Origin of the sequence: Cohnella phaseoli, assembly GCF_003386235.1 — a bacterium.
Lineage (GTDB): Bacteria > Bacillota > Bacilli > Paenibacillales > Paenibacillaceae > Cohnella > Cohnella phaseoli.
In genome coordinates, this window is the sequence record NZ_QRDZ01000031.1 from 90624 (window position 1) to 114622 (window position 23999).

Annotated in this window: 26 protein-coding genes; 5 read left to right on the forward strand and 21 right to left on the reverse strand. The window is 55.8% G+C overall.

Annotated features, from left to right (window positions below; translation table 11 throughout):
* Positions 1-16 precede the first annotated feature (16 nt).
* The 4 genes from DFP98_RS29915 to DFP98_RS29930 all read right to left on the reverse strand — a co-directional run bounded on the left by DFP98_RS29915 (position 17) and on the right by DFP98_RS29930 (position 2752).
* Positions 17-505, reverse strand: a complete 489-nt coding sequence (locus tag DFP98_RS29915) for a hemerythrin domain-containing protein (RefSeq protein ID WP_116064304.1) — start codon at positions 503-505, stop codon at positions 17-19.
* A 38-nt stretch (positions 506-543) separates the two neighbouring features.
* Positions 544-1062 (reverse strand): hemerythrin domain-containing protein, encoded by a 519-nt coding sequence (locus DFP98_RS29920; protein WP_116064305.1) that lies wholly within the window; start codon positions 1060-1062, stop codon positions 544-546.
* Between the two features lie 195 nt (positions 1063-1257).
* Positions 1258-2139 carry an anti-sigma factor gene (locus tag DFP98_RS29925; protein WP_116064306.1) on the reverse strand — a complete coding sequence of 294 codons (882 nt, stop codon included), beginning with the start codon at positions 2137-2139 and terminating at the stop codon, positions 1258-1260.
* 1 nt (position 2140) lies between these two features.
* On the reverse strand, positions 2141-2752 hold the full coding sequence (locus DFP98_RS29930; protein ID WP_246016885.1) for an RNA polymerase sigma factor: 612 nt from the start codon (positions 2750-2752) through the stop codon (positions 2141-2143).
* Positions 2753-2991: 239 nt separating this feature from the next.
* On the opposite strand from DFP98_RS29930, the gene DFP98_RS29935 reads away from it, so the two are divergent.
* From DFP98_RS29935 to DFP98_RS29945, 3 genes are read left to right on the forward strand one after another with little or no spacing between them, the layout of a single operon-like run.
* Positions 2992-4146 (forward strand): COG1470 family protein, encoded by a 1155-nt coding sequence (locus DFP98_RS29935; RefSeq protein WP_116064307.1) that lies wholly within the window; start codon positions 2992-2994, stop codon positions 4144-4146.
* 2 nt (positions 4147-4148) lie between these two features.
* Positions 4149-5162: an ABC transporter ATP-binding protein gene (locus DFP98_RS29940; RefSeq protein WP_116064308.1), complete on the forward strand. Its 1014-nt coding sequence runs from the start codon at positions 4149-4151 to the stop codon at positions 5160-5162.
* Positions 5146-6189: an ABC transporter permease gene (locus DFP98_RS29945; RefSeq protein WP_246016887.1), complete on the forward strand. Its 1044-nt coding sequence runs from the start codon at positions 5146-5148 to the stop codon at positions 6187-6189. The genes DFP98_RS29940 and DFP98_RS29945 overlap by 17 nt, the downstream gene beginning before the upstream one ends.
* A gap of 67 nt (positions 6190-6256) precedes the next feature.
* On the opposite strand, the gene DFP98_RS29950 is transcribed toward DFP98_RS29945, so the two are convergent.
* The 12 genes from DFP98_RS29950 to DFP98_RS30005 form a co-directional block, all read right to left on the reverse strand.
* Positions 6257-6916 carry a TetR/AcrR family transcriptional regulator gene (locus DFP98_RS29950; RefSeq protein ID WP_116064309.1) on the reverse strand — a complete coding sequence of 220 codons (660 nt, stop codon included), beginning with the start codon at positions 6914-6916 and terminating at the stop codon, positions 6257-6259.
* Between the two features lie 12 nt (positions 6917-6928).
* Positions 6929-7975 carry an ABC transporter permease gene (locus DFP98_RS29955; RefSeq protein WP_116064310.1) on the reverse strand — a complete coding sequence of 349 codons (1047 nt, stop codon included), beginning with the start codon at positions 7973-7975 and terminating at the stop codon, positions 6929-6931.
* Complete coding sequence (locus DFP98_RS29960) at positions 7972-8697, reverse strand: ABC transporter ATP-binding protein (RefSeq protein ID WP_116064311.1); 726 nt, start codon at positions 8695-8697, stop codon at positions 7972-7974. The genes DFP98_RS29955 and DFP98_RS29960 overlap by 4 nt, the downstream gene beginning before the upstream one ends.
* 107 nt (positions 8698-8804) lie before the next feature.
* The gene (locus DFP98_RS29965; RefSeq protein WP_116064312.1) at positions 8805-9764 is read right to left on the reverse strand and encodes a hypothetical protein; all 960 of its coding nucleotides are present in this window, start codon (positions 9762-9764) and stop codon (positions 8805-8807) included.
* A complete protein-coding gene (locus DFP98_RS29970) occupies positions 9739-10275 on the reverse strand; it encodes an RNA polymerase sigma factor (protein WP_116064313.1) in 537 nt (178 codons plus the stop codon). The genes DFP98_RS29965 and DFP98_RS29970 overlap by 26 nt, the downstream gene beginning before the upstream one ends.
* A 106-nt stretch (positions 10276-10381) precedes the next feature.
* Positions 10382-11437 carry an HD-GYP domain-containing protein gene (locus DFP98_RS29975; RefSeq protein ID WP_116064314.1) on the reverse strand — a complete coding sequence of 352 codons (1056 nt, stop codon included), beginning with the start codon at positions 11435-11437 and terminating at the stop codon, positions 10382-10384.
* Between the two features lie 18 nt (positions 11438-11455).
* Complete coding sequence (locus DFP98_RS29980) at positions 11456-11827, reverse strand: response regulator (protein WP_116064315.1); 372 nt, start codon at positions 11825-11827, stop codon at positions 11456-11458.
* Complete coding sequence (locus tag DFP98_RS29985) at positions 11827-14217, reverse strand: response regulator (protein ID WP_181918023.1); 2391 nt, start codon at positions 14215-14217, stop codon at positions 11827-11829. The genes DFP98_RS29980 and DFP98_RS29985 overlap by 1 nt, the downstream gene beginning before the upstream one ends.
* A gap of 252 nt (positions 14218-14469) precedes the next feature.
* A complete protein-coding gene (gene tatA, locus DFP98_RS29990; RefSeq protein ID WP_116064317.1) occupies positions 14470-14670 on the reverse strand; it encodes a twin-arginine translocase TatA/TatE family subunit in 201 nt (66 codons plus the stop codon).
* A gap of 44 nt (positions 14671-14714) precedes the next feature.
* Complete coding sequence (gene tatC / locus DFP98_RS29995; RefSeq protein WP_116064318.1) at positions 14715-15482, reverse strand: twin-arginine translocase subunit TatC; 768 nt, start codon at positions 15480-15482, stop codon at positions 14715-14717.
* Complete coding sequence (locus DFP98_RS30000; protein ID WP_116064319.1) at positions 15479-17200, reverse strand: GMC family oxidoreductase; 1722 nt, start codon at positions 17198-17200, stop codon at positions 15479-15481. The genes tatC and DFP98_RS30000 overlap by 4 nt, the downstream gene beginning before the upstream one ends.
* 11 nt (positions 17201-17211) lie before the next feature.
* Complete coding sequence (locus DFP98_RS30005; protein ID WP_246016889.1) at positions 17212-17988, reverse strand: gluconate 2-dehydrogenase subunit 3 family protein; 777 nt, start codon at positions 17986-17988, stop codon at positions 17212-17214.
* Between the two features lie 176 nt (positions 17989-18164).
* On the opposite strand from DFP98_RS30005, the gene trhO reads away from it, so the two are divergent.
* Together trhO and DFP98_RS30015 are read left to right on the forward strand one after the other, a co-directional pair.
* Positions 18165-19070: an oxygen-dependent tRNA uridine(34) hydroxylase TrhO gene (gene trhO, locus DFP98_RS30010; RefSeq protein WP_116064321.1), complete on the forward strand. Its 906-nt coding sequence runs from the start codon at positions 18165-18167 to the stop codon at positions 19068-19070.
* 16 nt (positions 19071-19086) lie between these two features.
* Positions 19087-19716: a helix-turn-helix transcriptional regulator gene (locus tag DFP98_RS30015; RefSeq protein WP_116064322.1), complete on the forward strand. Its 630-nt coding sequence runs from the start codon at positions 19087-19089 to the stop codon at positions 19714-19716.
* A 427-nt stretch (positions 19717-20143) separates the two neighbouring features.
* Here the strand turns inward: DFP98_RS30015 and DFP98_RS30020 are convergent, their stop codons facing one another.
* The 5 genes from DFP98_RS30020 to DFP98_RS30040 are packed head-to-tail and all read right to left on the reverse strand — an operon-like array spanning position 20144 to position 23701.
* Positions 20144-20419: a hypothetical protein gene (locus DFP98_RS30020; RefSeq protein WP_116064323.1), complete on the reverse strand. Its 276-nt coding sequence runs from the start codon at positions 20417-20419 to the stop codon at positions 20144-20146.
* Positions 20403-21731: a hypothetical protein gene (locus tag DFP98_RS30025; protein WP_116064324.1), complete on the reverse strand. Its 1329-nt coding sequence runs from the start codon at positions 21729-21731 to the stop codon at positions 20403-20405. Before DFP98_RS30025 ends, DFP98_RS30020 begins: the two co-directional genes overlap by 17 nt.
* 16 nt (positions 21732-21747) lie before the next feature.
* A complete protein-coding gene (locus DFP98_RS30030; protein ID WP_116064325.1) occupies positions 21748-22581 on the reverse strand; it encodes a hypothetical protein in 834 nt (277 codons plus the stop codon).
* Positions 22578-23267 (reverse strand): ATP-binding cassette domain-containing protein, encoded by a 690-nt coding sequence (locus DFP98_RS30035; protein ID WP_116064326.1) that lies wholly within the window; start codon positions 23265-23267, stop codon positions 22578-22580. Before DFP98_RS30035 ends, DFP98_RS30030 begins: the two co-directional genes overlap by 4 nt.
* Positions 23264-23701: a GntR family transcriptional regulator gene (locus tag DFP98_RS30040; RefSeq protein ID WP_116064327.1), complete on the reverse strand. Its 438-nt coding sequence runs from the start codon at positions 23699-23701 to the stop codon at positions 23264-23266. Before DFP98_RS30040 ends, DFP98_RS30035 begins: the two co-directional genes overlap by 4 nt.
* Between the last annotated feature and the right edge of the window lie 298 nt (positions 23702-23999).

Here is a 23999-nt window from a genome sequence, read left to right on the forward strand (position 1 = left end):
GCCTCCCCTTGGTTGTTTAAGATCCGATATATTCGATTGAGTCCATCAACCGCTCTGCCGCCGGAACAATCGTCTCATTCTCCACTCTGAAATGCTCGGTGATAATCATAAGTACTTGAAGAAGGCGCGACAGACAATCCTCAGGGGACTCTCCGCCGGCGACAGCCGTCAGATACGCTTCGTAAAACTGCCGGGCGATGGCGTCCTCCTGCTCTAGCACGGCTGCCGGGCCGATTTTTCCGCCGCAGATGGCGGTTTTGGCAAACGGGTAAATGATCTGCTTTTCCTTAGAGAGATGCTTCTGCCAATCGTCCATAAAGGCGACGAACTTCTCATGCACGCCGCGATGATGGATTTCCCAGAACGGGTAATCGAAATTGCCGGGATTCCATCGCATTAACCTGCACAATTCCAACAACCTGTCGTAAAGCGCGTCGTGTCCTTCCTTCCACTGGTCGTACCTCATGTACAGCTCGTACAACGGGGAGTTGACCGCTTGGGGCATCTTAATCACTCCTTTCGCAAGAAAATGGATCGCTTCGGCTAAAAGCCGTAAGCATTGGAACGATCCGTCAGGTCAAGCATGATTTCGTCCTCTTCCCTGAACCGATTGTTCAGAACCGCATAAGCTTGAATCAGGTACGAGGCCATCTTGCTTGCCTCTTCATGCCCGATCGGATACCGGGCCTTCTCCAATGCTCGCATGAATGTGCGCAAATACTGATCGGCCAGCTCGTATTCCTGCTCCATCAGCAAGAACAAATCGGGCTCGGCTCCCAGAAAGGTCGCCGCCTGCGGGAACAATTCGGACTCTTCCCACTGGGTATGCGCGGCCCAGTGCTTCATGAACAGCTTGACGCAATCGTGAAGCTGCCTGATTTCGCGATTGAGCCGCTTCTCCTCGGGGTCGTTGCGAACAACGCAAGCTTGCTCGTAAATGCTTCTCAGCTCGTTTTTCAACGCTTCGTGCTCTTCTCTGGCGCGGGCGACGGACGTTTCCAATTGCAGATCATTCGTATTCTCGGTAACTGGGATGTCATGGATAGAAACATGTAGTTTCATTACGGGATCACTTCCCTTCCTCTTCTTGATCCCAGTATAATCTTGAACTCCGATCCAGTTTGTGAATTAAATCACATTTTGACAAACTGTTCTTATGTAAAGCCGCGTTTGACATAATTTCGTCGTAATTTAGAAAAAAAGATGCGTCTCCCGAAGAGAGTCGCATCCTTAATGTCATTAACTATCTAAATGCCATCATTCGCTCGCAAGCCGCACTAGCGCGCTGTCCGGAGTCGTCGGCAGCTCGCTTCCGCCTTTCGGTTCGATTGTAAAGCGCAAGGACTCCAGCGCCGCCATTTCGCGAAAACGCGAGTACAAATGGCCTTGTCCGCTGTGAAACTCCAGCAAACCCAAGTTCGAAAGCCGGCTTCTGCTGTCCGCCCATGCCTGAACGTCGCTCGTATCCGATTCAAGCACACCCTCCATCAGCACGAACAGTTCCTCGGTATCGTCATTGACCCATACCGTCAAACTTTGACGCGGCCTGCCTGAGGAAGCTGAAGCCGTCCACTCGGCAATATCCGGAGACATGATGACGCGCGTGCCGGGAAGCTCCATCAGCCTCGCCCCCTCAGGCTCGTGCAGTTGTGCATAATGCTGCGCCGCCAGGGGAGCTGCAGCTGCCGGCTCATTCGGCGCTGTCGAATACTTGAACAGCCCAATCAAAACAACGGCAAGCAGCGCCGCGATTACACTGGCCGCCGCTCTCCCCGGTCTTCGTTTCGCTTTGCGGAACAGAGACCGCATCGCCATCCGTCGGCGCAGCGAGCGGTACACTTGCGCTGACGGCAACTCCTCGTCCCTCGCAAACCCTTGATCCGTAGTCGCCATCGCGTTTGCATCCGTCGAGTCCCAATCGACACCGCGCATCGCTTTATCGCTGGCCGACGCCTTCCGGGTAACATTTCTGCGCTCCGTCGACACTCCGAGCAGCTCGGCCCAGCGCAGACAGGCGCTGCGGCAGGCGGAGCAGCTCTCAGCATGTCTATCCAACGCCTCTAAGGAGGCTGCGCCCAATTGGCCGAGGTGGTAATCTACCCAGCGCTCGTCCGGTATGCCGCAATCTATGCCCAACATGTCAGCCCCCTCCTTTCGAGCCGTTCGACCAGCCGAGGCGCTCCATGGCCTTGGAGAGATGATTCAGACCGTAGCGCACGCGCGACTTGATCGTTCCGACCGGGACCTGCCATGCTTCCGCCAGCTCCTTGCGGGTGCGGTGGCTGTAATACACTTCGGCCAGCGTCCGCCTCTGCACGCCGTCCAGCTCCGACAGCGCCTGCCGAAGCGCCTCCCCTTCCATTTTCGCCATTACGCGCTGCTCCGGAAGCGCTGTTTCTCCTGCCCAGGCATACCTTTGCTCGAACGGAGCTTCTCTCTGCTCCAGTACGATCCTTCTGCGTTTGCGCAATCGGTCCATACAGCGGCTTTTTGTCAGCACAGCCAGCCATGCTTCGACCGAGCCTCTCTCGGGCGAGTACTTTTCCGGCTGCGAAATGACGGTCAGCAGCACGTCGTGGCATACGTCCTCCATCTCCATCCGATCGCCGCCGAGCAGCTTCCCGGCAATTCCCATCACCAAAGGAGCCGCCTGCCCGTAGAAGCGATCGAACGCCTCCATCGAGCCGTCCCGCATGAGCGCAAACAGCTCGAACAGATCCTGGCACCCCGGTCTGCCAGAGTTTGTTCCCATGTTCATCGCACCTCCGCGCATATTTAAGAGGTTGTTCAAAAAAATGCGCTGCTCCCACACAACCCCTTTTCGAAACTAAATTATCAAAAAGCCGCCCTCATGAAAACCGGTCGATTCGTTTTTTATCTTCCTTTAAGCTTCTGCTAAGCAATTTTTTAACTTTCGGCTAAATCCGTTCGCCAAGGCCGGACGTAATAGGGGTGAAAATCAATTTTTGGAGTTGAGGGGGAATGGTTGTCATGAAGAAATCGACCAGATCATTATCCGGAGCGCTTGCCTTAATGCTGCTGCTAGGCGCGCTCATGGGCGGAGCGTCGCTCGCTGCGGCGGCGCCGCTAAAGCTGTTTACGCCGTACACGTACCTGTCCGTCTCTCCCGGCGAAACGATCTCTTACGCCATCGACGTCATCAACGACTCCGACGAAATCCGTTCGGCCGACGTCGCGTTCGATGTCGGAAGTCTCGGCTGGAAATACGAGCTGACGGCGGGCGGCAACCGCGTCCGGCAAATTTCCGTGAAGCCCGGGGAGTCGCAATCACTCAGTCTTAGCCTGACCGTCCCGCTCGAGGTCAATAAGGGCGATTATGCGTTCAAGCTCAACGCCGGCGATTTCGGTACGCTTCCGCTTAAGGTTAACGTGGCTGAGCAAGGCTCCTACAAATCCGAGCTGTCGGTCGATCAGCCCAATCGCGAAGGCCATTCGGATTCCAAGTTCACCTACAGTCTGACGCTCGACAACCGAACAGCTTCCAAGCAGCAGTACGCATTAACTGCGGAAGCTCCGTCAGGCTGGGACGTGCGCTTCTCCGTAAGCGGCAGCAACATTACTTCCGTTGACGTGGAGCCGGGCAGCTCCAAATCAGTCAGTCTCGACGTAACCCCTGCGGAAAATGCAGCCGCAGACACGTATCCGATCGTCGTTCATGCGGCAAGCGGAAGCTCTTCGGCGCAGGCTCAGGTGGAAGCCGCTATTACCGGATCTTACGGCCTCTCGCTTACGACCGTCGACGAGCGGCTCAGCGCCGACATTACCGCCGGCAAAACGCGCAATCTTGAGCTTGTCGTCCAAAACACGGGTTCTGCGGAGGTGACCGACGTCAGCCTTAGCGGACAGCTTCCCGCCAATTGGGAGGTGACGTTCGAACCGAAGACGATCCGCTCCATTGCGGCCGGCCAATCCGTTCCGGTCACCGCTACCGTCAAAGCTTCCGACAAAGCGCTGTCCGGCGACTACGTCGCCAACCTGACCGCAAGCTCGCCCGAGAAAACGGCTTCCGCCACGTTCCGCATCACCGTCGAAACGTCCGTGTTGTGGGGCTGGATCGGCGTGCTGATCGTGCTTGTCGTGCTGGCCGGCATCTACGGACTGTTCCGGAAATATGGGAGGCGGTAAAAGTGACTACGATCGAAGCGGCGGAACCGGTCATTCAGCTTAAAAACCTGTCGAAAACGTACGGCGACTTTACCGCTGTCGACCGTCTGAATCTGAACATCTATCCGGGAGAAATTTACGGCCTGCTCGGCCCTAACGGCGCCGGTAAAACGACGACCATCCTGATGATGCTCGGCCTCACGGAGCCCGCCTCGGGAGAGGCGCTCGTATGCGGCCTTGACGCGACCCGAAATCCAATGCAGGTCAAGCGCAAAGTCGGATACATGCCGGACGACGTCGGATTTTACGAGGATCGGTCGGCGCTTGACAATCTCGTCTATACGGCGAGGTTGAATCGTATCCCCGAGGCCGAGGCGCGGAGCCGCGCGCTGCTGCTGCTTGAGCGGGTCGGATTGGCGGAGGTCGCGCACAAGCGGACCGGCACGTTCTCGCGCGGGATGCGTCAACGGCTCGGATTGGCCGACGTTCTGATCAAAAATCCGCAGGTGATCATCCTCGACGAGCCGACGCTCGGCATCGACCCCGAAGGGGTCCGCGAGCTGCTTGCGCTCATTCGCGATCTGAGCCGCAACGAGGGGATAACCGTGCTGCTGTCGTCCCATCATCTGCATCAGGTGCAGCAAATTTGCGACCGCGTCGGCTTGTTCGTTCAGGGCAGGCTGATTGCCTCCGGAGATATCGATACGTTGTCGCGGCAGCTTGACGGTGCGCCGGCATACCGGATCGAGCTGGACGTCCTGCCATGGAATGAATCGCTTGAGACCGCATTGCGAGGCGTAGACGGCGTAACGGACGTGCAGCTCACACCCGGAGGAGGTCTCTCGGACAGCAACAGCCCGAACGCCGAGCTGGCGACCGTTGTCGTCTCCGGAACGGAGGACACGACCGCAGGGCTGACGAAGGCTGTCATCGACGCCGGCGCATCCCTGTTCGGCGTGCGCCCTCTTCGCTACGGGCTGGACGACATTTATCATCGTTATTTCGAAGGAGGCGAGTCGCGTGAGCGTCTGGGTTAACAAATTGCGGGGAACGGCGGGCAAGACGGGCGCGGCGGAGGGCAAAACATCTGTCTCCTCCGGCGCGCCGCGCACCGCAAGCCCCTTCTGGGTCATGGTGCAGAAGGAGTTCGGAGACCATATTCGCAGCTGGCGGTTCGTCATCCTGCTCGGCATTGTCACCTTGGCCTGCATCGGCTCGCTCTACACGGCCGTCACGGCGCTGAAGGATGGAGCGCAGACGTCCGGCGGCGACGCCAATTTCCTGTTCCTGAGCATGTTCACGGTATCTTCAAGCGGCCTGCCGAACTTCCTGACGTTCCTCTCCTTCCTGGCCCCGCTGATCGGCATCGCCATCGGCTTTGACGCGGTCAATTCGGAGCGGAGCAAGGGAACGCTCAGCCGGGTGATGTCGCAGCCGGTTCATCGCGATGATTTCCTCGTCGCCAAGTTCGTTGCCGGTCTGCTGCTGATCGCCGTCGTCGTCTTCTCGCTCGGTTTTCTCGTCATGGGTACGGGCCTGTACACGATCGGCTATCCGCCGACTCCCGAGGAATTCGGCCGCGTTATCGTGATGCTGCTCATAACGACCGTCTACGTCGGTCTATGGCTGAACCTGTCGCTGCTGTTCTCGGTCAGGTTCAAGCAGGCGGCGACGTCCGCGCTTAGCGGCATCGCAGTATGGATTTTCTTTCTCGTGTTCTACGGCATGATCGTCAACCTGATCGGCAATGCGCTCACGCCGAGCGATCCGAACGACGTGCAAGGTTATATGGACGCGCAAAATCTGCTCACGCTGCTGTCGCGGATTTCCCCGGCTCACCTGTTCCAGGAGGCAGCCTCGACGCTGCTGCTGCCGGACGTGCGCACGCTGAATCCGTTCGTGACACAGGAGCAGGCATACCTCGCCATCTCGACGCCGCTGTCGTTCGGGCAGAGCACGCTGCTCGTCTGGCCGCATATCGTGGCGCTGATCGCCGAAACCTCGCTATCGTTCGCCGCGACCTATCTGCTGTTCATGCGGCAGGAGATTCGTTCGCGCTCTTGATACGATGTAAAAGGAAACAGCCCAAGTCGGCCGGCTTCCCCGCCGCCGTCTTGGGCTGTTCCTCATTTTAGCGAAGCGACTCGATGCCCCGCATAATAAAACCGACAACAAGATCCGCTTCCTCCTCGTCGCTGCCGGGCGGCTCCTCCGGGGCCAACGCAAAGCGCAGCACAAATCTGCTGAAAATAAAGGGGAAGATCAGTTGCAGCAGCCGTTCGTTCGGCAGCTCGGGCAACTCCCCCTTCGCCTTGAAATGATCGATCGCCTGAAACAGATAACCGACTAGCTCGCGGTTGATATGCCCCATCAGCTCGCTGCGCAACTCATCACGGTAGACGAATTCCTTGACGACAACGCGAAATATCTCCTTGTTCTCCCTTAGAAAACGCAGCCGATTCAAAAACATGACGCGAAGAAATTGCTCCAAGCGGTCGTGTTTGGCCGGATGAACCTCCTCGAACACCTCCTGCGCGATCGCCGGAAGCGACTCCTTCAGAAACGGCACGATCATCGCCAGCAGCAGATTTTCCTTCGTGCCGTAATGGCGGAAAATCGTCCCTTCCGCAACTCCGGAATGCTTGGCGATCTCGCTTGTCGACGTATTGGCGTACCCCTTCTCCGCGAACAGCGCAATGGCGCTCTGCACAATGCGCTGCTGTTTGGCCGTCTCCTTCTTCGACTGCTTGGCGGAAGCGATCATTCGATCAAAAATACTGTTGGAAGACATACACTCATTCCTTTACTTACGGTATTTCTTCAGCGCAAATACGTTCAGGGCGATAAAGACGGCGGCGAATGCGGCCAACACAAGCAAATTGGACACGATGTCTCCGATGCCCTCGCCCCGATACATGACGCCCGTCAGCGCGTCTCCCGCGTAATAGAGCGGCATTACGACCGCCAGCGCCTGCAGCCAGTCCGCCATCCCGTCCAGCGGCAGGATACCCGCGAAAAAAACTTGCGGAATGACGACGACCGGAATAAACTGCACCATCTGAAATTCCGACGAAGCGAACGTGGACAGCAAAATGCCGAGCGACAGCGCAACGAGCGCGACGAGCAGATTCACGAGCAGAACGTTCCAGATCGAGCCCGCCAGCGGAATGTCGAGCACGTTCACCGCGTACACGACGACGATCACCGTCTGGATGACGGCGAAAATGCCGTATCCGGCCAAGTAACCGGTCAACACTTCTCCTCTGCGGATCGGCGTGGACAGCAGCCGCTCCAGCGTACCGGTCGTGCGCTCTCTGAGCAGTCCGATGCCAGAAATAAGAAAGACGAAAAAGAAAACGAAAAACCCGACAAGAATCGGACTAAGCACATCGAAAAACGACGACTCCGGACCTCCGAAAATATAGCTCGTTTCGATCTCCGACTGGCCGGCCGCCTCCATCGGAAGTCCGAGACCGGCCAGCGACTGCAGCGCGGCGATCTGTCCAATCTTCATCCGCAGTGCCTTCGCCTGCGTCGGATCCGCATTTTCCAGCGTCAGGGCGGGACGGCCGCCATCCACCGTCAACACGGCATCCAGATTGTGCTCCTCGATTGTTCCGGCGGAAGCGTCGGACACCGGCACAACGACGATTCCCGCCTTCTCCAGCATTCCCTGAAGAGCAGAGTCCCCATGAACGATCCCCAGTCTCGGCTCGTTCGCCTCTCCTCCGTTCAGTATATAATACATCAGCGTTAATACAAGCAGCGGCGCAACGAATAGTAGCGCCAGCGTTCGCTTGTCCCTGACCATCTGACGGCAAATTCTGGCGATCAGCGCTCTCGTTCTCATCGGCCCGAGCCTCCCGCCGCCAGAAATACGCCTTCTAAATTGTCCACCTTGTACTGCGCCAACAGCTCCTGCGGCGTTCCCGAAGCGAGAATGCGACCGTCGCGAACCAATGCAAGGTAATCGCATCTGGCCGCTTCGTCCATGACGTGCGTCGTAACGACGATCGTCTTCCCCTCTTCCCGCTTTAACCGCAGCAGCTCGTTCCAGATCGACACGCGAAGCTGGGGATCGATGCCAACCGTCGGTTCGTCCAGAATGAGCAAACGCGGGTTCTGAATAAGGGCGACGGCGAGCGACAGTCTCCGTTTCATTCCCCCGGAATAGGCGGACACTCGCTTGCCCAGCTCCCCCGCCAGGTTGACCAACCCCGCCGCATATTGGATCCTCTCTTTTCTTGCTTCCTTGCCCAGCTTGAACAAGGAGGCGAAAAACTTCAAATTCTCTTCACCCGTCAGCTCCGTGTAGAGCGCATCGGATTGCGCCATGTAGCCGATGTCCTGAAGCAGCTTCAGATTCGGCTTGGCTTGGCCCAGTACGTTCACCGCTCCCGTATCGGCGCGCTCCATGCCGACCAGCATTTTGACCAGCGTCGTCTTCCCCGCTCCCGACGGACCGATCAAACCGTAAATCTGGCCTTGTCGCATTTGCAGCGACACGTCCTGAAGCACCGTCTTCTTGCCGTAGCTTTTGCCGACTTGTTCCACCTGAACGGCAATCCCCATATGCTCAGCCTCCGCCCTCAATAAAAGTGAGTGTTTACTCACATTTTAGAACCGGAATGAGCCGGTTGTCAATCAAAAGCTGCAACAATGCCGGACATTGGCACTGGCTAAGAACGCACTTCAACAACCGTTTTCTCTCCGAGAACCTCAATCCGCCACTCGCCCGGGGCGTCGAAGATCAGGCTGCCGGAATATTCGGTAACCGGAACGAGGCCATCCGACTGCACATATTCCTCTGTTTTGACGAAATGAAGTCTGCGCGCCTCGCCGGTTCGTCCGACAGGCTGAACGATAACGTCCAGGGTATCCGCCAGATCGTGCCCGTTAACGGTCAAAGTCGTCTCCGTCGAGCCCGCCTTCGCATCGTCCTTCGACAAGAGGAAGCTGGAGGATTTCGTATGAATGTACTCATCCTTCACATGAATGACGATTGAACCGTACGGCTCCCCGTCGATTTCAACGTCGATTCGCCACGTCCCTTTGCTCGGGAATTTGTTGAACCGCGTGACCGTATGAGCATCGGCGCCGTAGATCGGACCCGACAGCTTCGTTTCGTTAACCAGAAATTGTTTGCCTGTGGAGAGATCGACCCCGGTGGCGACCAGCGTAGCGCCGTTTAATCGCTGGGGATCGCCCCAGACGTACCAGAATATTTTGGACAATGCGTGACCCGAATTCGCAACGAAGTCCCCCCAATACTCGGAATACGCAATTTTCCCTTGTATCCCTCTTAACCGGTCCGGATAAACGACGCTCCCATCCTTATCCAGCAAGTCGAACAGCGGGCTGAGCTCTACGGTATGCATGACGGCGGGCCGCGACCCGAAGAGCCCGTCGGCCGCACGATTAACTACCCCGGAGAGCAGCCCCCAGGCGATCAACGCCGCTACAGCCGGAACGGCCAGCAGTGCATAGCGCCGTGTCCTTCGCTTTCGCTTGACGGTCCCTCGCTTCTCCTCCTCTCTAAGAGCTTGTAAAATCGCTTGCTCCGCTGCCGGCTCGAGCGGTCTTCGCGGCAGCTCCTTGAGCAGATCGATCCGGCTATCTCCGTTTGATAGTCTCTGCATGTTTAACGCCTCCTTCCAGCGCTCCGTGAATGCTTCTTGCCTTGCGGATCGCGCGATGCAGCGTCACGTCGACTTGCGCCGTCGTCCAGCCGAGCACCTCCGCCGTCTCGGTCGTGGACAGCTGCTGCATGATGCGCAGCAGCAATACGTCTCTGTACGTCCGTTTCAGCTTCATGACCGTTCGGTACACATCCGCGATGTCCTGACGATGGATCGCCAAATCCTCCGGAGTCGCTTCCGATGCCTTTCGTTCGCCGAGCAGCCGCAGCGGCAGCAGTCTGCTTCTTCGCCGTTTTCGGTACTCGTCGATTGCGACTCTCCGGGCGATCGAGATGAGCCATGTTTTCGGATTGGCCCGCCCCTGATACTTCCGGCTTCCTTTAAGCGCCTTGACGAAAACCTCCTGCACCAGATCCTCCGCTTGACTCCTTCCCGTGTAATACACGAGAAAATGATGAATGTCCGACCCGTATGTTGTAAACCACTGCTCGATTCGCGCTTTGTCGTCCATGGCTGCTCCTCCTCTCCCAAACGGCTCACTGCTCATAGATTAGACGACCGGGCGCCAGTTTCCTTACAATTCGATGAAAAAAAAGCGGCCGGATCGGCCGCTAAGGTTAGGATGATAGCTCGATAAGTTGATGGAGATCGCATTCGCGGAACAGCTCCACGAACGTGTCGACGATTTGGGGATCAAAGTGAACGCCACGCTGACGAACGATTTCCTCCAGCGTCTCCTGCGGCGTCCACGCTCGTTTGTACGGACGCTCGTGCGTAAGCGCGTCGTAGAAGTCGGCTAAAGCGACGATTCGCGCCTCGATCGGAATTCCCTCACCGGCTAAGCCCTCGGGATAACCGGACCCGTCCCATTTCTCGTGGTGGGACAGCGCAATGACGCGAGCCAATTGCAAAATATTGAAATAGCTGCCTTCGAGAATGTCCGCGCCGATCGTCGTGTGCGTCTTCATCCGCTCGAATTCGTGGGGCTCGAAGCGGCCGGGCTTAAGCAAAATATCGTCGGGGATGCCGATCTTGCCGATATCGTGCAGCGGCGCCGCCCTGCGGATCAGATCGACGTCCTTGTCCGGGAACCCCAGCCGCCTGGCGATTAGGGCCGATAGCTCGCCGACTCTCTGCGTATGCTGACCGGTCATATCGTCGCGATATTCCGCCGCCCGCCCGAGGAGCAGAATCATCTCCAGCCGGGCTTTGCTAAGCTCCATCGTCCGCTCTTCCACCTTCTCTTCCAGCGTTCGATTGTGCTCCTGCAGCTGCAGATGCAGCTGTCTCGTCTGAAGCAGGTTGCGTATGCGCAGCACAACTTCCGTCCGATCGTACGGCTTGGCGAGAAAATCGTTGACTCCGGCCTGGAGTCCCTGCTGCTTCACTTCGGACGTCGTGTCCGCGGTCAGCATGAGAACCGGCAAGTACTGGTCTTTGCCTACCTGCTCGCGGATTCGCCTCAGCACCTCCAGACCGTCCATGCCGGGCATATGCAGATCAAGCAGGACGATGTCCGGCTCGACTTCTGCAACCATGCGCTGCACCTCAAGCGGATCGAGCGTACTATGTATGCGGCGAAACCCCGCACGGGTCAATATGCGCTCCAGCAAGCTTACATTATACTCTTGATCGTCAACGATCAATATTTTCGCGTCTGAGCTGGCCTCCATGGGCGCACGCACTCCATTCTATTCTGTCTTGATCAGGGCCGCTTCGATCTTGCCGAGCAGCCGCGGAAGTTCGACCGGCTTCGTATCGAAGTCGTCGCATCCGGCCTCGTAGGCTTTTTTCTCGTCTCCCGACATCGCATGGGCCGTCAGCGCGATGACCGGAATAGAGCGCGTCTTGGGGTTGCTCTTCAACGTCCGCGTCGCCTCCCAGCCGTCCATGACCGGCAGGCTCATGTCCATGAGCACGACATCCGGCAGCTCGGCGGTCGCAAGGTCGACGCCGACTTGTCCGTCTTCGGCCGTCAGGACGCGGTAGCCTTTGCGAACGAGTCTTCTGGATAACATATCCCGATTCAGCTCGTTGTCCTCCACCAGAAGAATCGTATGCATCAAACCACCTCCTGTTGATCGTTCATATACCGGCGAACTTCCGCAAGCAGCTGCTTGGGCTCGAACGAGCCTTTTTGCAGCACCCCTTTTACATAGCCGTTAAGCCTCATGCTATCTTCCGCCCCCATCGATTTCGCGGTCACGACAACGACGGGGATGGTAGACCACTCTTTATGTTTTCTAAGCTCGGCCAGAAATTGATAGCCGTCCATCTCGGGCATCATCAGGTCCAGCAAAATCAACCCCGGCATTTCGGCCGCCAACTGCTGCAGCGCAAGTCTGCCATTGCCTGCCGTTACGACGGAATAGCCGTCCTTGCCCAGCAGCTTGACCATCATCTCGCTTGTCGTCGCATCGTCTTCGACAACAAGCACGGATCTCCCTGCCGAATCCGATAAATATTTGTCGATTACGGTCACAAGCTGTTCCCGGTCCAGCGGCTTCGTCAGAAATTCCGAAGCGCCTAGCGAATAGCCAAGCGGCTTGTCGTCGGTCATCGACAGAATGATGACGGGGATGTCCCGCAGCTCGGGATCCCTCTTAAGCTCCGACAGCACACTCCAGCCGTCCATGCTGGGCATCAGAATGTCGAGGCAGATCAGCTTCGGCTTCAGTTTCCTCGTCAGCCGCAAGCCCTCCGCACCGCTCTCGGCAAACACCAGCGACCAGCCTTCGTCGACAAGATATTTCTGCATCAGCTGCCCGTTGACCGGCTCGTCATCGATCAACAGAATGCTCGGCTGTTGATTGGCAATAAATTCGGCTTCGCCGCTCATCTCCTCCAGCTTATCCAACTGCAATGCCGCCTGTTGGCTTTCGCCGCCTGCCGAGAGCGGGAACCAGCAGATGAACGCGCTGCCTTCAGCGAGCTTGCTCTCCACCGCAATGTCGCCGCCAAGCAGCTCGCAGAAGCGCTGCGTGATCGCCAGACCAAGCCCCGTCCCTCCGTACTTGCGCGTCGTGGACGAGTCCGCCTGCATAAACGGCTGGAACAGCTTGGCCATCTGCTCCTCCGTCATCCCGATTCCGGAATCCGTCACGCGGATCGAATAGCCCTGAATCCCGTTTTTCTCCATACAGCGGCCCTCGATCCGAATCGTACCTTCGCTGGTAAACTTGGCGGCGTTGCTAAGCAGATTAAGCAAGATTTGGCGCAGCTTTGTAACATCGGTCGTCATGGCTGCTTCTTCCCATTGCGTCTCAAGCCGGTTGCCGTTGCTTTCAACCAGCGGCTTAACCGTGGACAGCACCTCTTGGAGCACGCCGCCAATCTCGCACGTTTCCAGATAAACATCCATTTTGCCGGCTTCAATCTTGGAAATGTCGAGAACGTCGTTGATCAGCGCAAGCAAATGCTTGCCCGACTTGCCGATCTTCTCCAGATCTGCGGCGAAGGCCGGCTCTCCGAGCTCTTCCGCTTCCTCGACCAGCATCTCGCTGTAGCCGATAATCGCATTCAAAGGCGTTCTGAGCTCGTGGCTCATATTGGCCAGAAACTGGCTCTTGATCCGGTTCGCCTGTATCGCTTCGTCGTGCGCCTTCTCCAACTGCGCCGTACGTTCGCGGACAAGCTCTTCCAGGTGGTCGTTCAAGCGCTGCAGCTCCTGATTTTTAAGATGGATTTCGTGCGACTTCAACTCGAGCTCCGAATCCTTGTGGGAAAAGCGTTTGGAGATATAGATGCCAAGCAGCGAAAGCCCAAGGGTAAACAGCGTGCCTCCCGATATGAAATAAGGAAGCCGCTTCTGATCGAGCAGCAGACCGGAGGCAAGCTCCGAATGGCTGCCGATATGGAACTGCGCGGCAAACATGCCCGTATAGTGCATCCCCACGATGGCGCCGCCCATAATGAGTCCGCTGCCGAGCTTTTTCCAGACCGCCCCTCTTTCGCCCCCTTTGCGAAAATAGAAAGCAAGCCATAAAGCCGCGATCGATGCGACCAGGGCGATGAGTATAGACGCCGCGAACCAGAGCGGATCGTAGGTAATATCGATCAGCATAGCCGCCATGCCGATATAATGCATAGCCGAAATGCCGGTTGCCAACAGCACCCCTCCGACTATCAGGCTTCCCGTCGTCAGTTGCTTTCGCCCTACGATCTTAAGAGCGATGTAGGAGGCAAGGATGGCAACGAGAACGGAAACGATGACAAGCGTGAGGTCGTAGGCTACGGGAACGTCTAGCGTAAACGCCAGCATCCCGACGAAGTGCATCGACCAGATGCCCATTCCCATCGCAGCGCCGCCGAACACAAGCCACACTGAACGGCTGAAGCCGGACGATTCGCTCACGCGTCCCGCCAAATCCAATACCGTATACGAAGCGACTACCGCAACGATGTAAGAAAAAACAACAAGGGCCGTGTCGTAAGAACCGTGAACATGCTGCATGCAACTACCTGCCTTTAATATGGAGTGTAAAAATGAATGCGAGACAGCTGCCGAACGGCTCTCTCCATCTCTCATCGGTAAAGCTCGGAAAAGATTGAATAGCTGATAAGGCAAAAATCCCCCATAATATTCTACAATGCAAATCTGAAAGATTTCTATACAAATCGCCGACGATAAAAAAGTAAAAGGGCAGCCCCCTAGTCACTGAACATGACTATCGGGACTGCCCCGGCAACGGCGCAGGTCGTTTATCTAGCTTTTGGCTTTATCGATCTCGATAACGGCGGGCTTGTCCGCAAGGTCCTCGTCCACGATCCCTTTGGTGGAATTTCTGAATTCGCGCAGCGTGTCGCCGAAGGCTCTGCCAAGCTGCGGAAGCTTGGCCGGGCCGAACACGATCAAGGCGATGACCAGAATGATGATCAGCCCCGAGACGCCGATGTTGTTGAACATGGCTACACCTCCCTCCTGTGTAATCGAATAGAAACGATATGCGGTTAGACCTGACCGAGCGAGATAAGCGAGCTTCTTCGTCGGTAATATCGGACGGAGATAAACGCACTGATCTCGAACAGCGCAATCAATGGAATCGTAACCGACAGATGCGAAGCGAAGTCCGGCGGCGAAATCAGCGAGCCGAGAATGGCCAGACCGACGTAAGAATATTTGCGCGCAGATTTGAGCTTATCCGGCGTCAATAAGCCGAGCCGCGTCAGGAACAGCATCGCCAGCGGCATCTCGAACGCAATGCCCATCGGGAGCAGGAAGCTGACAAGAAAGCTGACGTAATGGTGAATGCCGTATACCTCCGTCGCTCCGATACTCTGGTTCAGTTTCATCATAAAGCGGATCATCATCGGAATCGCAACGGCGTATCCGAATCCGACTCCCGCCACGAACAGGGCGAACGATGCCGGAACATAGAGGAGCGTGCCCTTCGCCTCCGATTCGGTCATGCCTGGGCGAGAGAACGCCCACAAATGGTAGAGCAGCATCGGCAGCGTCAGGACAACGCCGACGAGCAGCGCGCATTTCATGTACACGACCAGACCGTCGGTAAGCGAAAATACGCTCCAATCTACCTCTACGGACCCGACATGACCCTTCACGTAACCGAGCACGCGCGGAGAAACATACAGCCCCAGGCAGAGAGAAGCGACGAACCAGGCCGCGACATAGATGAGCCGCCTGCGCAGCTCCGTCAGATGCGCGACCCATTCGGCCCCGGCGCGCTCCCCCGTCTCCCCGCCCCGAGAGGCGCTCATACGAGAGAACCGCCTTTGTTCATGTACTTCTCGATGCCCTCCGCGACTCTGTAGGCGAGCGCGCCTACCGTTGACGTCGGATTGTAGCCGCCATTGTGCGGAAAGTTGGACGCTCCGCAAATAAACACATTTTCCGCATCCCACATCTGCAAATAGCTGTTAACGACGGACGTATCCGGATCGGCGCCCATAATCGTTCCCCCGGTATTGTGCGTCGATTGGTACGGCACGATATTGTACTGTTTGATCGTATCGTTTACCGTCGTTTTCGTTCCGCCCATTTGATCGGCGATTTCCTTCGTTTTGCTCGCGATGAACTTCACCAGCTCGCGATCGTGATCGAGAAAATCGAAGGTCATTCTAATGAGAGGCAAGCCAAGCGAGTCCTTATACTCCGGATCGAGATCCAGATAGTGATAGCGGTTAGGCATACTTGCCCCTTGACCCGAAATGCCGAGGATGCGGTTGGCGTTATGGAGCGTTGCCTGTTTGAACGCCTGTCCCCATCTCGGTCCGTCCGCCGGAGCGGGTTGATACTGAATCGGGCGCAGTCCGGTCTGCGTAAACCGGATGTTCGCTCCGTGAAGGAACTTCAAGTCGCCGTGATCGAAGTTGTCGCCGTTATAATCGTCCAGACAGCTGCCTAGCGATCCGGCGCCCATCGCCAAATTGAACTCCCGGTCCTCATAATAGACGGAGCTGCCGGCCCCGTTCGTCTGATAGGCGTAATTGCGGCCGACCGCACCCTTTTGCGTCTTCGGATCGTACGGCTGCCCAAGCTTGGACATCAGCAATAGACGGACATTGGTAAATACGTAGCCGGCCAGCACCACGACGTCGGCTGGTTGCACCGATTCCTGGCCTGTCAGCGTATTGACGTATTTGACTCCCGTCGCCTTCTTCCCGTCATGCATAATCTCCGTCACGTTACAATACGTGCGCAGCTCGAACTTGCCGCTCTTCTGAGCAACTGGCAGCACGGTGACGACCGGGTCCGCCTTCGCGCCGTATTCGCAGCCGAAGCGCTCGCAGAAGCCGCAATATTGGCAGACCGCTCGTTCGATTCCGTCGGGATTCGTATAATCCTGCGACAGGTTGGCCGACGGGATGATGTACGGGTGCAGGCCGAGCTTTGTCGCCGCGTCCGTGAACAGCTTCATCGCCGGCGTCGTTTTCATTGGCGGGGTTGGAAACGGCTTGGACATTTTCCCAAGATGCTCGGGAAGCTCGGCAGGACCCGAAATTCCCGCCATCTGCTCATACTTGACAAAATACGGCTCAAGCTGGTCGTAAGTGACGCCCCAGTCCCGGATCGTCATGTCCTGCGGAATTTTATTTTTGCCGTAGCGTTCCGCCGTCTTCGTGTAAATTTCGAAGTCGTACGGCAGAAACCGGTAGGATTGACCGTTCCAGTGCACGCCCGCTCCGCCCACTCCATCTCCCATCAGAAACGAGCCGTAGGAACGCATCGGCAGCGCCCGCATTTTCTCCGTGTTGCGGAAAGTGACCGTCTCCTTGGACAGATCCTGCATCAGCTCATAGCGCGAGGCGTAGCGAAGCTCGTCGTGGACGTGGTAATAATCCTGCGTACTGCGGCTTTTGCCTCTTTCCAGGCCGACGACGGAAATACCCGCTTTGGTCAGCTCGGCTGCGATAATGCCGCCCACCCACCCCATGCCGACGATGACGACGGGGACTTTAGGAAGCTTGTTCGCCATAACTTCTCTCCTTAACTTGTTTGCAGATGATCGCGCAGACTGAGCGGTTCCATTTTGATAAACTCTTCCTTCTCGATCTCCTCCGTAAAGCTCATCTGGTTGCCGGGGTAATTGCGCATTCTCCAGCCGTCCATGTTGCGATTGCCGCCGTAAAGCGGATCGGCGTACGCGCCTTCGATGGTCAAATTGCGCAGCATCGCAAAAAAGGCGGAAGCCGGCACGTCCTTCAAATCGACCTCGTCCTTCTCAAAAGCGGTCAATACGGCATCCTGCTCCTCCGGCGACAGCTTGTAGAACTTCTTATTATGCTTCTGTTCGCTGTATTCGTTGAGCGCGTCCAGACCGAGGGCCAGAAGCTCCCGCCGTTTGAATGTCAGTTGGTAGCCCTGAGAAGCCTCGGCCTTATAGAACGGGGGCGACATATACTCCCGTGCGTTAAAGCCGTATGCGCCGGCCATCTGGTGATCGATGAAGAAGGCGACGCCGAGCTCCTGAGCTCCCGGGCCGTTGTCGTCCTTCGGGTAAATGCGCTCGGCCGCGGCTTCCGTCGTCTGAAACTGCTCTTGCGAGAAAAACATAAGCGCATGATTGTAATCCTGATCCCGAGCGGTAGGAGTCTCCTCCGACTCTTGCGGGGTCGGCGCTTCCTTCGCGGATTTGTTCAGATTCGAGCCGACAAGACCGCCGATCACGCCGCCGACGACCGCTCCGCCAAGCGCCGCGCCCGAGTACTTGAGGAACTTGCGGCGCGACTCGTCCACCGGCTGCTTCGATTGTCGCTTGGTCAATGGAATCTTCCTCCTCATAAGGCAGGCTGTATCGAAATAACATACGCGAATTATTCCCTAGATCAGAAAATTCATCCATGCCACTTATTAAACGCATATGTTGACTAAGTGGCAGGGAACCGCTACGATAAATATACTAACGGCTAATTGCAATAGTCGACGGAAAGGTGTTAACCATGTCTACCAAAGCTTATCGCATTCTTTTGTTCTATAAATATGTTCAAATTCCGGACGCCGAAGCGTTCACTGCGGAGCATCTGCAATTTTGCAAAGAGCTCGGCATTAAAGGCCGGATTCTGATCGCGGATCAAGGAATCAACGGAACGCTCTCCGGCACGACGGAGCAGACCGACGCCTATATTGCCGCCATGCATGCCCACCCGCTCTTCTCTGATTTGCTGTTCAAGATCGATGAAGTCGACGAGCATGCGTTCCAGAAAATATTCGTTCGCTATAAAAAAGAGCTTGTCACCTTGCGTTACGATAAGGAGCTCGATCCGAACGTTGACGGAGGCGCGCGTCTTACGCCGAAGCAGTTCCATGAGAAAATGCAGCAGGACGACGTGATCATCCTCGACGGCCGCAGCAACTACGAATTCGATCTCGGCCACTTCCACGGCGCGATCAAGCCGGACCTCAAGACGTTCCGGGAATTTCCGGAATGGATTCGCAGCAATCTGACCGAGCACAAGGACAAGCCGATTCTCACCTATTGCACGGGTGGCATTCGCTGCGAGATGCTAACCGCCGTGCTCAAGAACGAAGGCTTTAACGACGTCTATCAGCTTGACGGCGGAATCGTGACCTACGGGAAGGATCCGGAAGTGCAAGGGCGCGGCTTCGACGGCAACTGTTACGTGTTCGATGAACGAATTTCGGTGCGCATCAATCAGACCGACGAGCATACGGTTGTCGGAGAATGCCATCACTGCGGAACGAAGACGGACCGCTATATCAATTGTGCGGACGATACCTGCCATCTGCAGCATCTCGTATGCGACAAGTGCGAAGAGGAGCATCGCGGATACTGCTCGTCGGCTTGCGCCGAACATGATTTGACCGCAGCCGGATCGGCCGGTTGATCCGGGAGGTGACGTATTGAAGGAAGATCTGGATCAGTCTACCCGCAACCGAATTATGCAAATGCTGAAAACGTCCGGAGAGCTGACCGCCAAAGAGCTGACCGATCAGCTTGGCATTACCGGCATGGCCGTAAGGCGGCATATTTCCAATCTCGAGCGGGACGATCTGATTGAATCGACGACGATCCGGCTGCCGATGGGACGCCCTGCGGCCGTCTATCGTCTTACCGCTCGGGCGGACGACTATTTTCCGAAGAAATACCATACCGTTGCCCTCGACTTGCTCACGGAATTGGAAGACGAAGCCGGAGAGTCGATGGTGAACCTCCTCTTCGAGCGCCGCAAGGCGACTCTGTTGAAACGGTATGAAACGAAGATGGCGGGCAAAGAGCTCGATGCGAAGGTTGCCGCGTTGTCGGACATTCAGAACGAGAACGGATACATGGCAACCTGGGAGCAGGATTCGGAAGACGAGTTCAGGCTCACCGAGTACAATTGCCCGATTTCGCAGGTCGCGGGTAAATACAAGCAGGCTTGCGCCTGCGAGCTTAAGCTGTTCGAATCGCTGCTCGGTGCGGAAGTCACTCGCTCCGACTGCCTCGCCTCCGGCGACCGCAAATGCGTCTATCATATTCGCAAGCAATAAAACAAAAGAGACTGTCCCATAAGCAACTCTGCTTAGGGAACAGTCTCTTTTCTGCATTGGCGGGCTTGGCCTCCGAGCCTTTTGTACGATTCTTTGTATAAAAGTCCGGTTTCGAGCCCCCGTTTATGGTACTTTGTGCGATAAATCGTATAAAATCAACCCTTTGGCCGTCACTCTCGACCGATTTGTATGACGTATCGTACAAACTTCAGAAATCCGGCGCTATTCGAACCACAGGCGCTATTCGAACCTCACTTATATGAAGAATTCGTACAATATGCGCTCGTTCCTACAACAATAAAGTTGCCGTTTATACAAACTATACAGTTACCGCTCGGACGAACTATAAAGTTACCGTTAATACGAACTATTTCATACGAATCATATTGTAAATCCATAAAATTTCCGGTAAATTTCCAAACGGTCGTTATTTGGCCTCGCGAAGCAGCTTCTCGCGCCTTACCGCTATCGCCGTGCTCATCGCCAGCCGGGAGAATTTCTCTCTCTGCGCCTCAGCTGGCAATTCGCTGATTTCTCGGTCCGAGCCCGCCTGTAGGAGCGCTGCCCGGGTCGCTTCCTCGGCAAGCTCCTCGCAGCGCAGTACGTAGTAAGCGATCGAATAGCCGACCTCCTCCAGCCTTCTAAGCAGCGCGATCCTCTCTTCCCAACTCTGCGTGCCTCTCAGGTTACGAACGGTTCGCATAAATGTTGGTCAACCACAGTTTTTTGCGGAACTCTTCGGCTTTGTCTGCCGGCCCCTCGTATGCGGCTTCTCCTCTGTACAACGTCTTTCCGCTGCCCGCATCCAGCACGACGGCCGTAATCTGTCTGCTGTCGGCAAGGCCAGCCTTACTCGAGTCCTCCGAGGAAAGCAAAGCATACACGCGGTCTTGCGCCAAAGTTACGCTCTTAATCGACTGCCCGCCCGCCTGCTTCGCCGTCAACGTAAGCTCGTCTGGATCCAGCGTTTCTGTCGCGACATTATAGCGAGCAATCGCCAAGCTCCGATTATCAAAATACATAACAGTGAGTATATCCCCGTTAAGTTCGCTCTGGCTGTGCGAATACGCACTAATATCGGTAGAAGACTCGGGCAGCGGAGTCAGCTTGCCGGTTCGGTAAGAGTATACTGCGTACTTGCGAACGAGTGTCGTCTTTTCTTTGACTCCTTCGCCGCCAGTTGTACTGCTTCGGCTCATCTGCAATACGACGTATTCCGAAGGCTGGGAGGTCCTCTCGCTGGGAGCGATGGAGAGGCTGAGGTCGCTCCTGATCACGTTCGCCGCGGGCTCTGCCTCCGAGGTTCCAGAGGTGCCGGCAGTCGCTTTCAGTTGCTCCGACATTAATACGTCCCGACGAAGCAGCTTGCCGCTGCCGAGATCGACGACATAATCGCGAAATTCCTCAGAGAGACTTTTCCAGCCTCCTTCGGGGAGCTTGGCTCTTTGTCTCACCTGAGCCAGAATATGCACCTCGTCGCCGATACGCTGAACGTCGTTCACGCGGAACCATTCGATATTCGATTCGTCCAGATCGATCCGATGCTTGGCGACTTTACCTGTGGCCTCTTCCAGGACGTCCATTCTTAGCTCCGACCGCCAATCATATTCGCTGCTGGGATCGTAAAGAACGGCGTCGGCATAGATGACCCAATCCGAATCCCTATAGAAGCTGTCGATGCTGCTTCTCCCTCGCATAAAATTCCGATGCTCCTGCTTCAACGCCTTCATGTCCTCGTACTGCGTCGTCAAAAACCGGTTATCCTGCAAATATTTCTCGTAAAACGACGGCGCTAATTGGTATTTCGTTCCTGCGACGGTAAGCTCAAGAGCCTTTGATCCGACTCCGCCAATATAGTGGCCGCCCAGCTGCATATTGGCGGCTTCCTGAACATCGCCTTCCAGCGTAACCAGCTTGTATAGGGGCGCATCCCCTTCCGTGCCGGACGCGTAATACGTCCCGATCGCGCCGACAGCGAATACGCCAAGCGCCATCGACAAAATGTAACGTTTCATCGTTCGCCGTCTCCCCTTACACCGATACTTTTTTCTTCAACAAATACAATCCCAACCAGACCGAGACGATAGCTATCAATAGGTCAATCGCGATCTGAATCGCATAAATTTCTTCGGTATACAGATAACCTACAGAGTATTCCGCGCCAAGCGCCAGAGGCGGAAAAAACATTAACGCGGCGCATAGGCCGGCGTAGGCAAGCCCCAATGCGATGCCAAGCCAACGATAGCTCCGTTCCAGCAAAATCGACGCGAACAGAATAAGCAGCGCGATGATGCCCAAGCCATAGTTGGCGAAAAATTCCCCAAACGAACGCGGCAGCAAAATCTTAAACGCCTGATTGGCGAAAATCGCATCCGCGATAAAGGAAGGCTGTATTTGATCGGCCGGCGCGATCATCGTAAAGACCGCTCTGCAGATGGGCATAAGCAGAAGTTGAAAGCCGAGCATTGCGAATATAAATGTTAAAATAGCGGTCAGCTTCGCGAAATAAACATTCCTGCGTTCAGAAGGAAGCGCCAGAAGCCGAAACGCGAACGTGCTTCTTCCGAACCAATCGCGATACCAGATTAGAAACGCATAAATGACCAGAACGGCGATGCTGAGCCCGACGGGAACGGCAAACCAGAATTGCGTGTTTTGCACCATGCGGGTGAAGGACATAGCGGCGAAAAAAGTCTCGGCCGGTTTTCCCGTTTGCTGAAAATAGGCGTTTCTTTCATTTATCTCTCCAATGGTACTAAACGCGATCGCGCAGATCTGGACCAGCGCGGTCAACCCCATAAGAACAAACAATATAGATCGAAACCGATGAATTTCTATATGCAGAAGCTTCAGGTAGTTCCTCAACGCGAATACACCTCTCTCATCACGTCGACGATCGACTTGCCTTGTTCGCTGCGCATCGTTTCGCAGTCGAATTCCAAACCCGCTTTCCCGTCCTGCAAAATGACCGCTTTGTCGATCAGATACTCCACCTCGTCGATCTCGTGCGTCGTCAACAGAACGCCGCGTTCTTCAATCAACTCGCTGGAGAAAACATCAGCGATCATCTCCCGGCTGAATAAGTCGATTCCGGAAAACGGCTCATCCATCAATACATATTCCGAATTCAGCGCCAGTCCGAGCACAAGATTGTATTTCGCCGCCGTCCCTTTCGACAGATTGCCGATTTTCTCCTTGGGCTCGAGCCGGAAAAAACGCATCAATTCGGCAGCCCGCTCCGCGTTCCAGCTCTCGTAGAAATCCGCCATAAACGTCAGCCCTTCCGACATCTTCATACCCAGCGGCATCGTGAGATGATCCGGAACGAAGCTGACTTTCTCGTACATCCATTTTCCCCGCGGTTTGCCGTCTATGAGAATTTGGCCTTCCTTAATAGGAACAAGGCCCATAATCGCCTTCATGATCGTCGATTTGCCCGCTCCGTTCATGCCGATCAGGCAAGTGATGCTGCCCTTCTCCGCCGTAAAGCTAAGTCCGTTCAGCACGTTGCGCCCGCGATACCGTTTGCGGACCTCCTTCAGCTCGATCATAGCCGTTCTCCGCTCCCTTCCTTATCGGCATGCGCAGGATTGACGGACAACGCTTCTATGTATTTGCTCTTCACCAGATCAAGCAATTCGTCGACCGGAACGTCGACCTTGCGGACCGCCGCGACGAAGGCGTCAACCGCTTCTCCCAGCAACTCGGCGCGAATCGCCTGTAGCACGGAGTCGTCTCGCGTAATTCGGCTTGGCGAATTTCCTTCCGTTACGATCAATTTACGTTCCTCCATCTCCTTGTAGGATCTCTGCGCCGTATTCGGGTTGATTTTCAGCAGCGTTCCCAGTTCTCTCCGCGAAGGGATTACCTGACCGGCCCCCAGCTTCCCCGCGACGATCATCTCTTTGAAATGCCGTACTACCTGCAGATAGACCGGTTCCCGGCTGTTGAACTCGACTTCCTCCCAGCCTCCGCCTGTTCTCATTCCGCTACCTCGCAATCGCCTTAAGTGTGTGTACTAAGTAGTTCATACACCACATGCGTATTATGCCCTTAGTACACATTCGTTGTCAAGACTTTCTTGCCGCACTTTACTTTTGAAATTAAGCGGATATCCCGCCTTATTTTCAGATGATGGGCAATATTCGGCACAATTACGGTGCGACCCCCTAATTCCGGAGTCTTCCATATCAAACCGACTCATGTCGCAGTTATGCTCTTTATTTCACGTTCTTTCTCGGCCAGAAGAATTTTGACCGGTCATCTAGACTCATGACCCATTC

Bases quoted from the DNA above. Each gene is read 5' to 3' on its own strand.
- DFP98_RS29915 (WP_116064304.1), bottom strand. From the start codon at position 505: ATGCCCCAAGCGGTCAACTCCCCGTTGTACGAGCTGTACATGAGGTAC.
- DFP98_RS29920 (WP_116064305.1), bottom strand. From the start codon at position 1,062: ATGAAACTACATGTTTCTATCCATGACATCCCAGTTACCGAGAATACG.
- DFP98_RS29925 (WP_116064306.1), bottom strand. From the start codon at position 2,139: ATGTTGGGCATAGATTGCGGCATACCGGACGAGCGCTGGGTAGATTAC.
- DFP98_RS29930 (WP_246016885.1), bottom strand. From the start codon at position 2,752: ATGGGAACAAACTCTGGCAGACCGGGGTGCCAGGATCTGTTCGAGCTG.
- DFP98_RS29935 (WP_116064307.1), top strand. From the start codon at position 2,992: ATGAAGAAATCGACCAGATCATTATCCGGAGCGCTTGCCTTAATGCTG.
- DFP98_RS29950 (WP_116064309.1), bottom strand. From the start codon at position 6,916: ATGTCTTCCAACAGTATTTTTGATCGAATGATCGCTTCCGCCAAGCAG.
- DFP98_RS29955 (WP_116064310.1), bottom strand. From the start codon at position 7,975: ATGAGAACGAGAGCGCTGATCGCCAGAATTTGCCGTCAGATGGTCAGG.
- DFP98_RS29960 (WP_116064311.1), bottom strand. From the start codon at position 8,697: ATGGGGATTGCCGTTCAGGTGGAACAAGTCGGCAAAAGCTACGGCAAG.
- DFP98_RS29965 (WP_116064312.1), bottom strand. From the start codon at position 9,764: ATGCAGAGACTATCAAACGGAGATAGCCGGATCGATCTGCTCAAGGAG.
- DFP98_RS29970 (WP_116064313.1), bottom strand. From the start codon at position 10,275: ATGGACGACAAAGCGCGAATCGAGCAGTGGTTTACAACATACGGGTCG.
- DFP98_RS29975 (WP_116064314.1), bottom strand. From the start codon at position 11,437: ATGGAGGCCAGCTCAGACGCGAAAATATTGATCGTTGACGATCAAGAG.
- DFP98_RS29980 (WP_116064315.1), bottom strand. From the start codon at position 11,827: ATGCATACGATTCTTCTGGTGGAGGACAACGAGCTGAATCGGGATATG.
- DFP98_RS29985 (WP_181918023.1), bottom strand. From the start codon at position 14,217: ATGCAGCATGTTCACGGTTCTTACGACACGGCCCTTGTTGTTTTTTCT.
- tatA (WP_116064317.1), bottom strand. From the start codon at position 14,670: ATGTTCAACAACATCGGCGTCTCGGGGCTGATCATCATTCTGGTCATC.
- tatC (WP_116064318.1), bottom strand. From the start codon at position 15,482: ATGAGCGCCTCTCGGGGCGGGGAGACGGGGGAGCGCGCCGGGGCCGAA.
- DFP98_RS30000 (WP_116064319.1), bottom strand. From the start codon at position 17,200: ATGGCGAACAAGCTTCCTAAAGTCCCCGTCGTCATCGTCGGCATGGGG.
- trhO (WP_116064321.1), top strand. From the start codon at position 18,165: ATGTCTACCAAAGCTTATCGCATTCTTTTGTTCTATAAATATGTTCAA.
- DFP98_RS30020 (WP_116064323.1), bottom strand. From the start codon at position 20,419: ATGCGAACCGTTCGTAACCTGAGAGGCACGCAGAGTTGGGAAGAGAGG.
- DFP98_RS30025 (WP_116064324.1), bottom strand. From the start codon at position 21,731: ATGAAACGTTACATTTTGTCGATGGCGCTTGGCGTATTCGCTGTCGGC.
- DFP98_RS30035 (WP_116064326.1), bottom strand. From the start codon at position 23,267: ATGATCGAGCTGAAGGAGGTCCGCAAACGGTATCGCGGGCGCAACGTG.
- DFP98_RS30040 (WP_116064327.1), bottom strand. From the start codon at position 23,701: ATGAGAACAGGCGGAGGCTGGGAGGAAGTCGAGTTCAACAGCCGGGAA.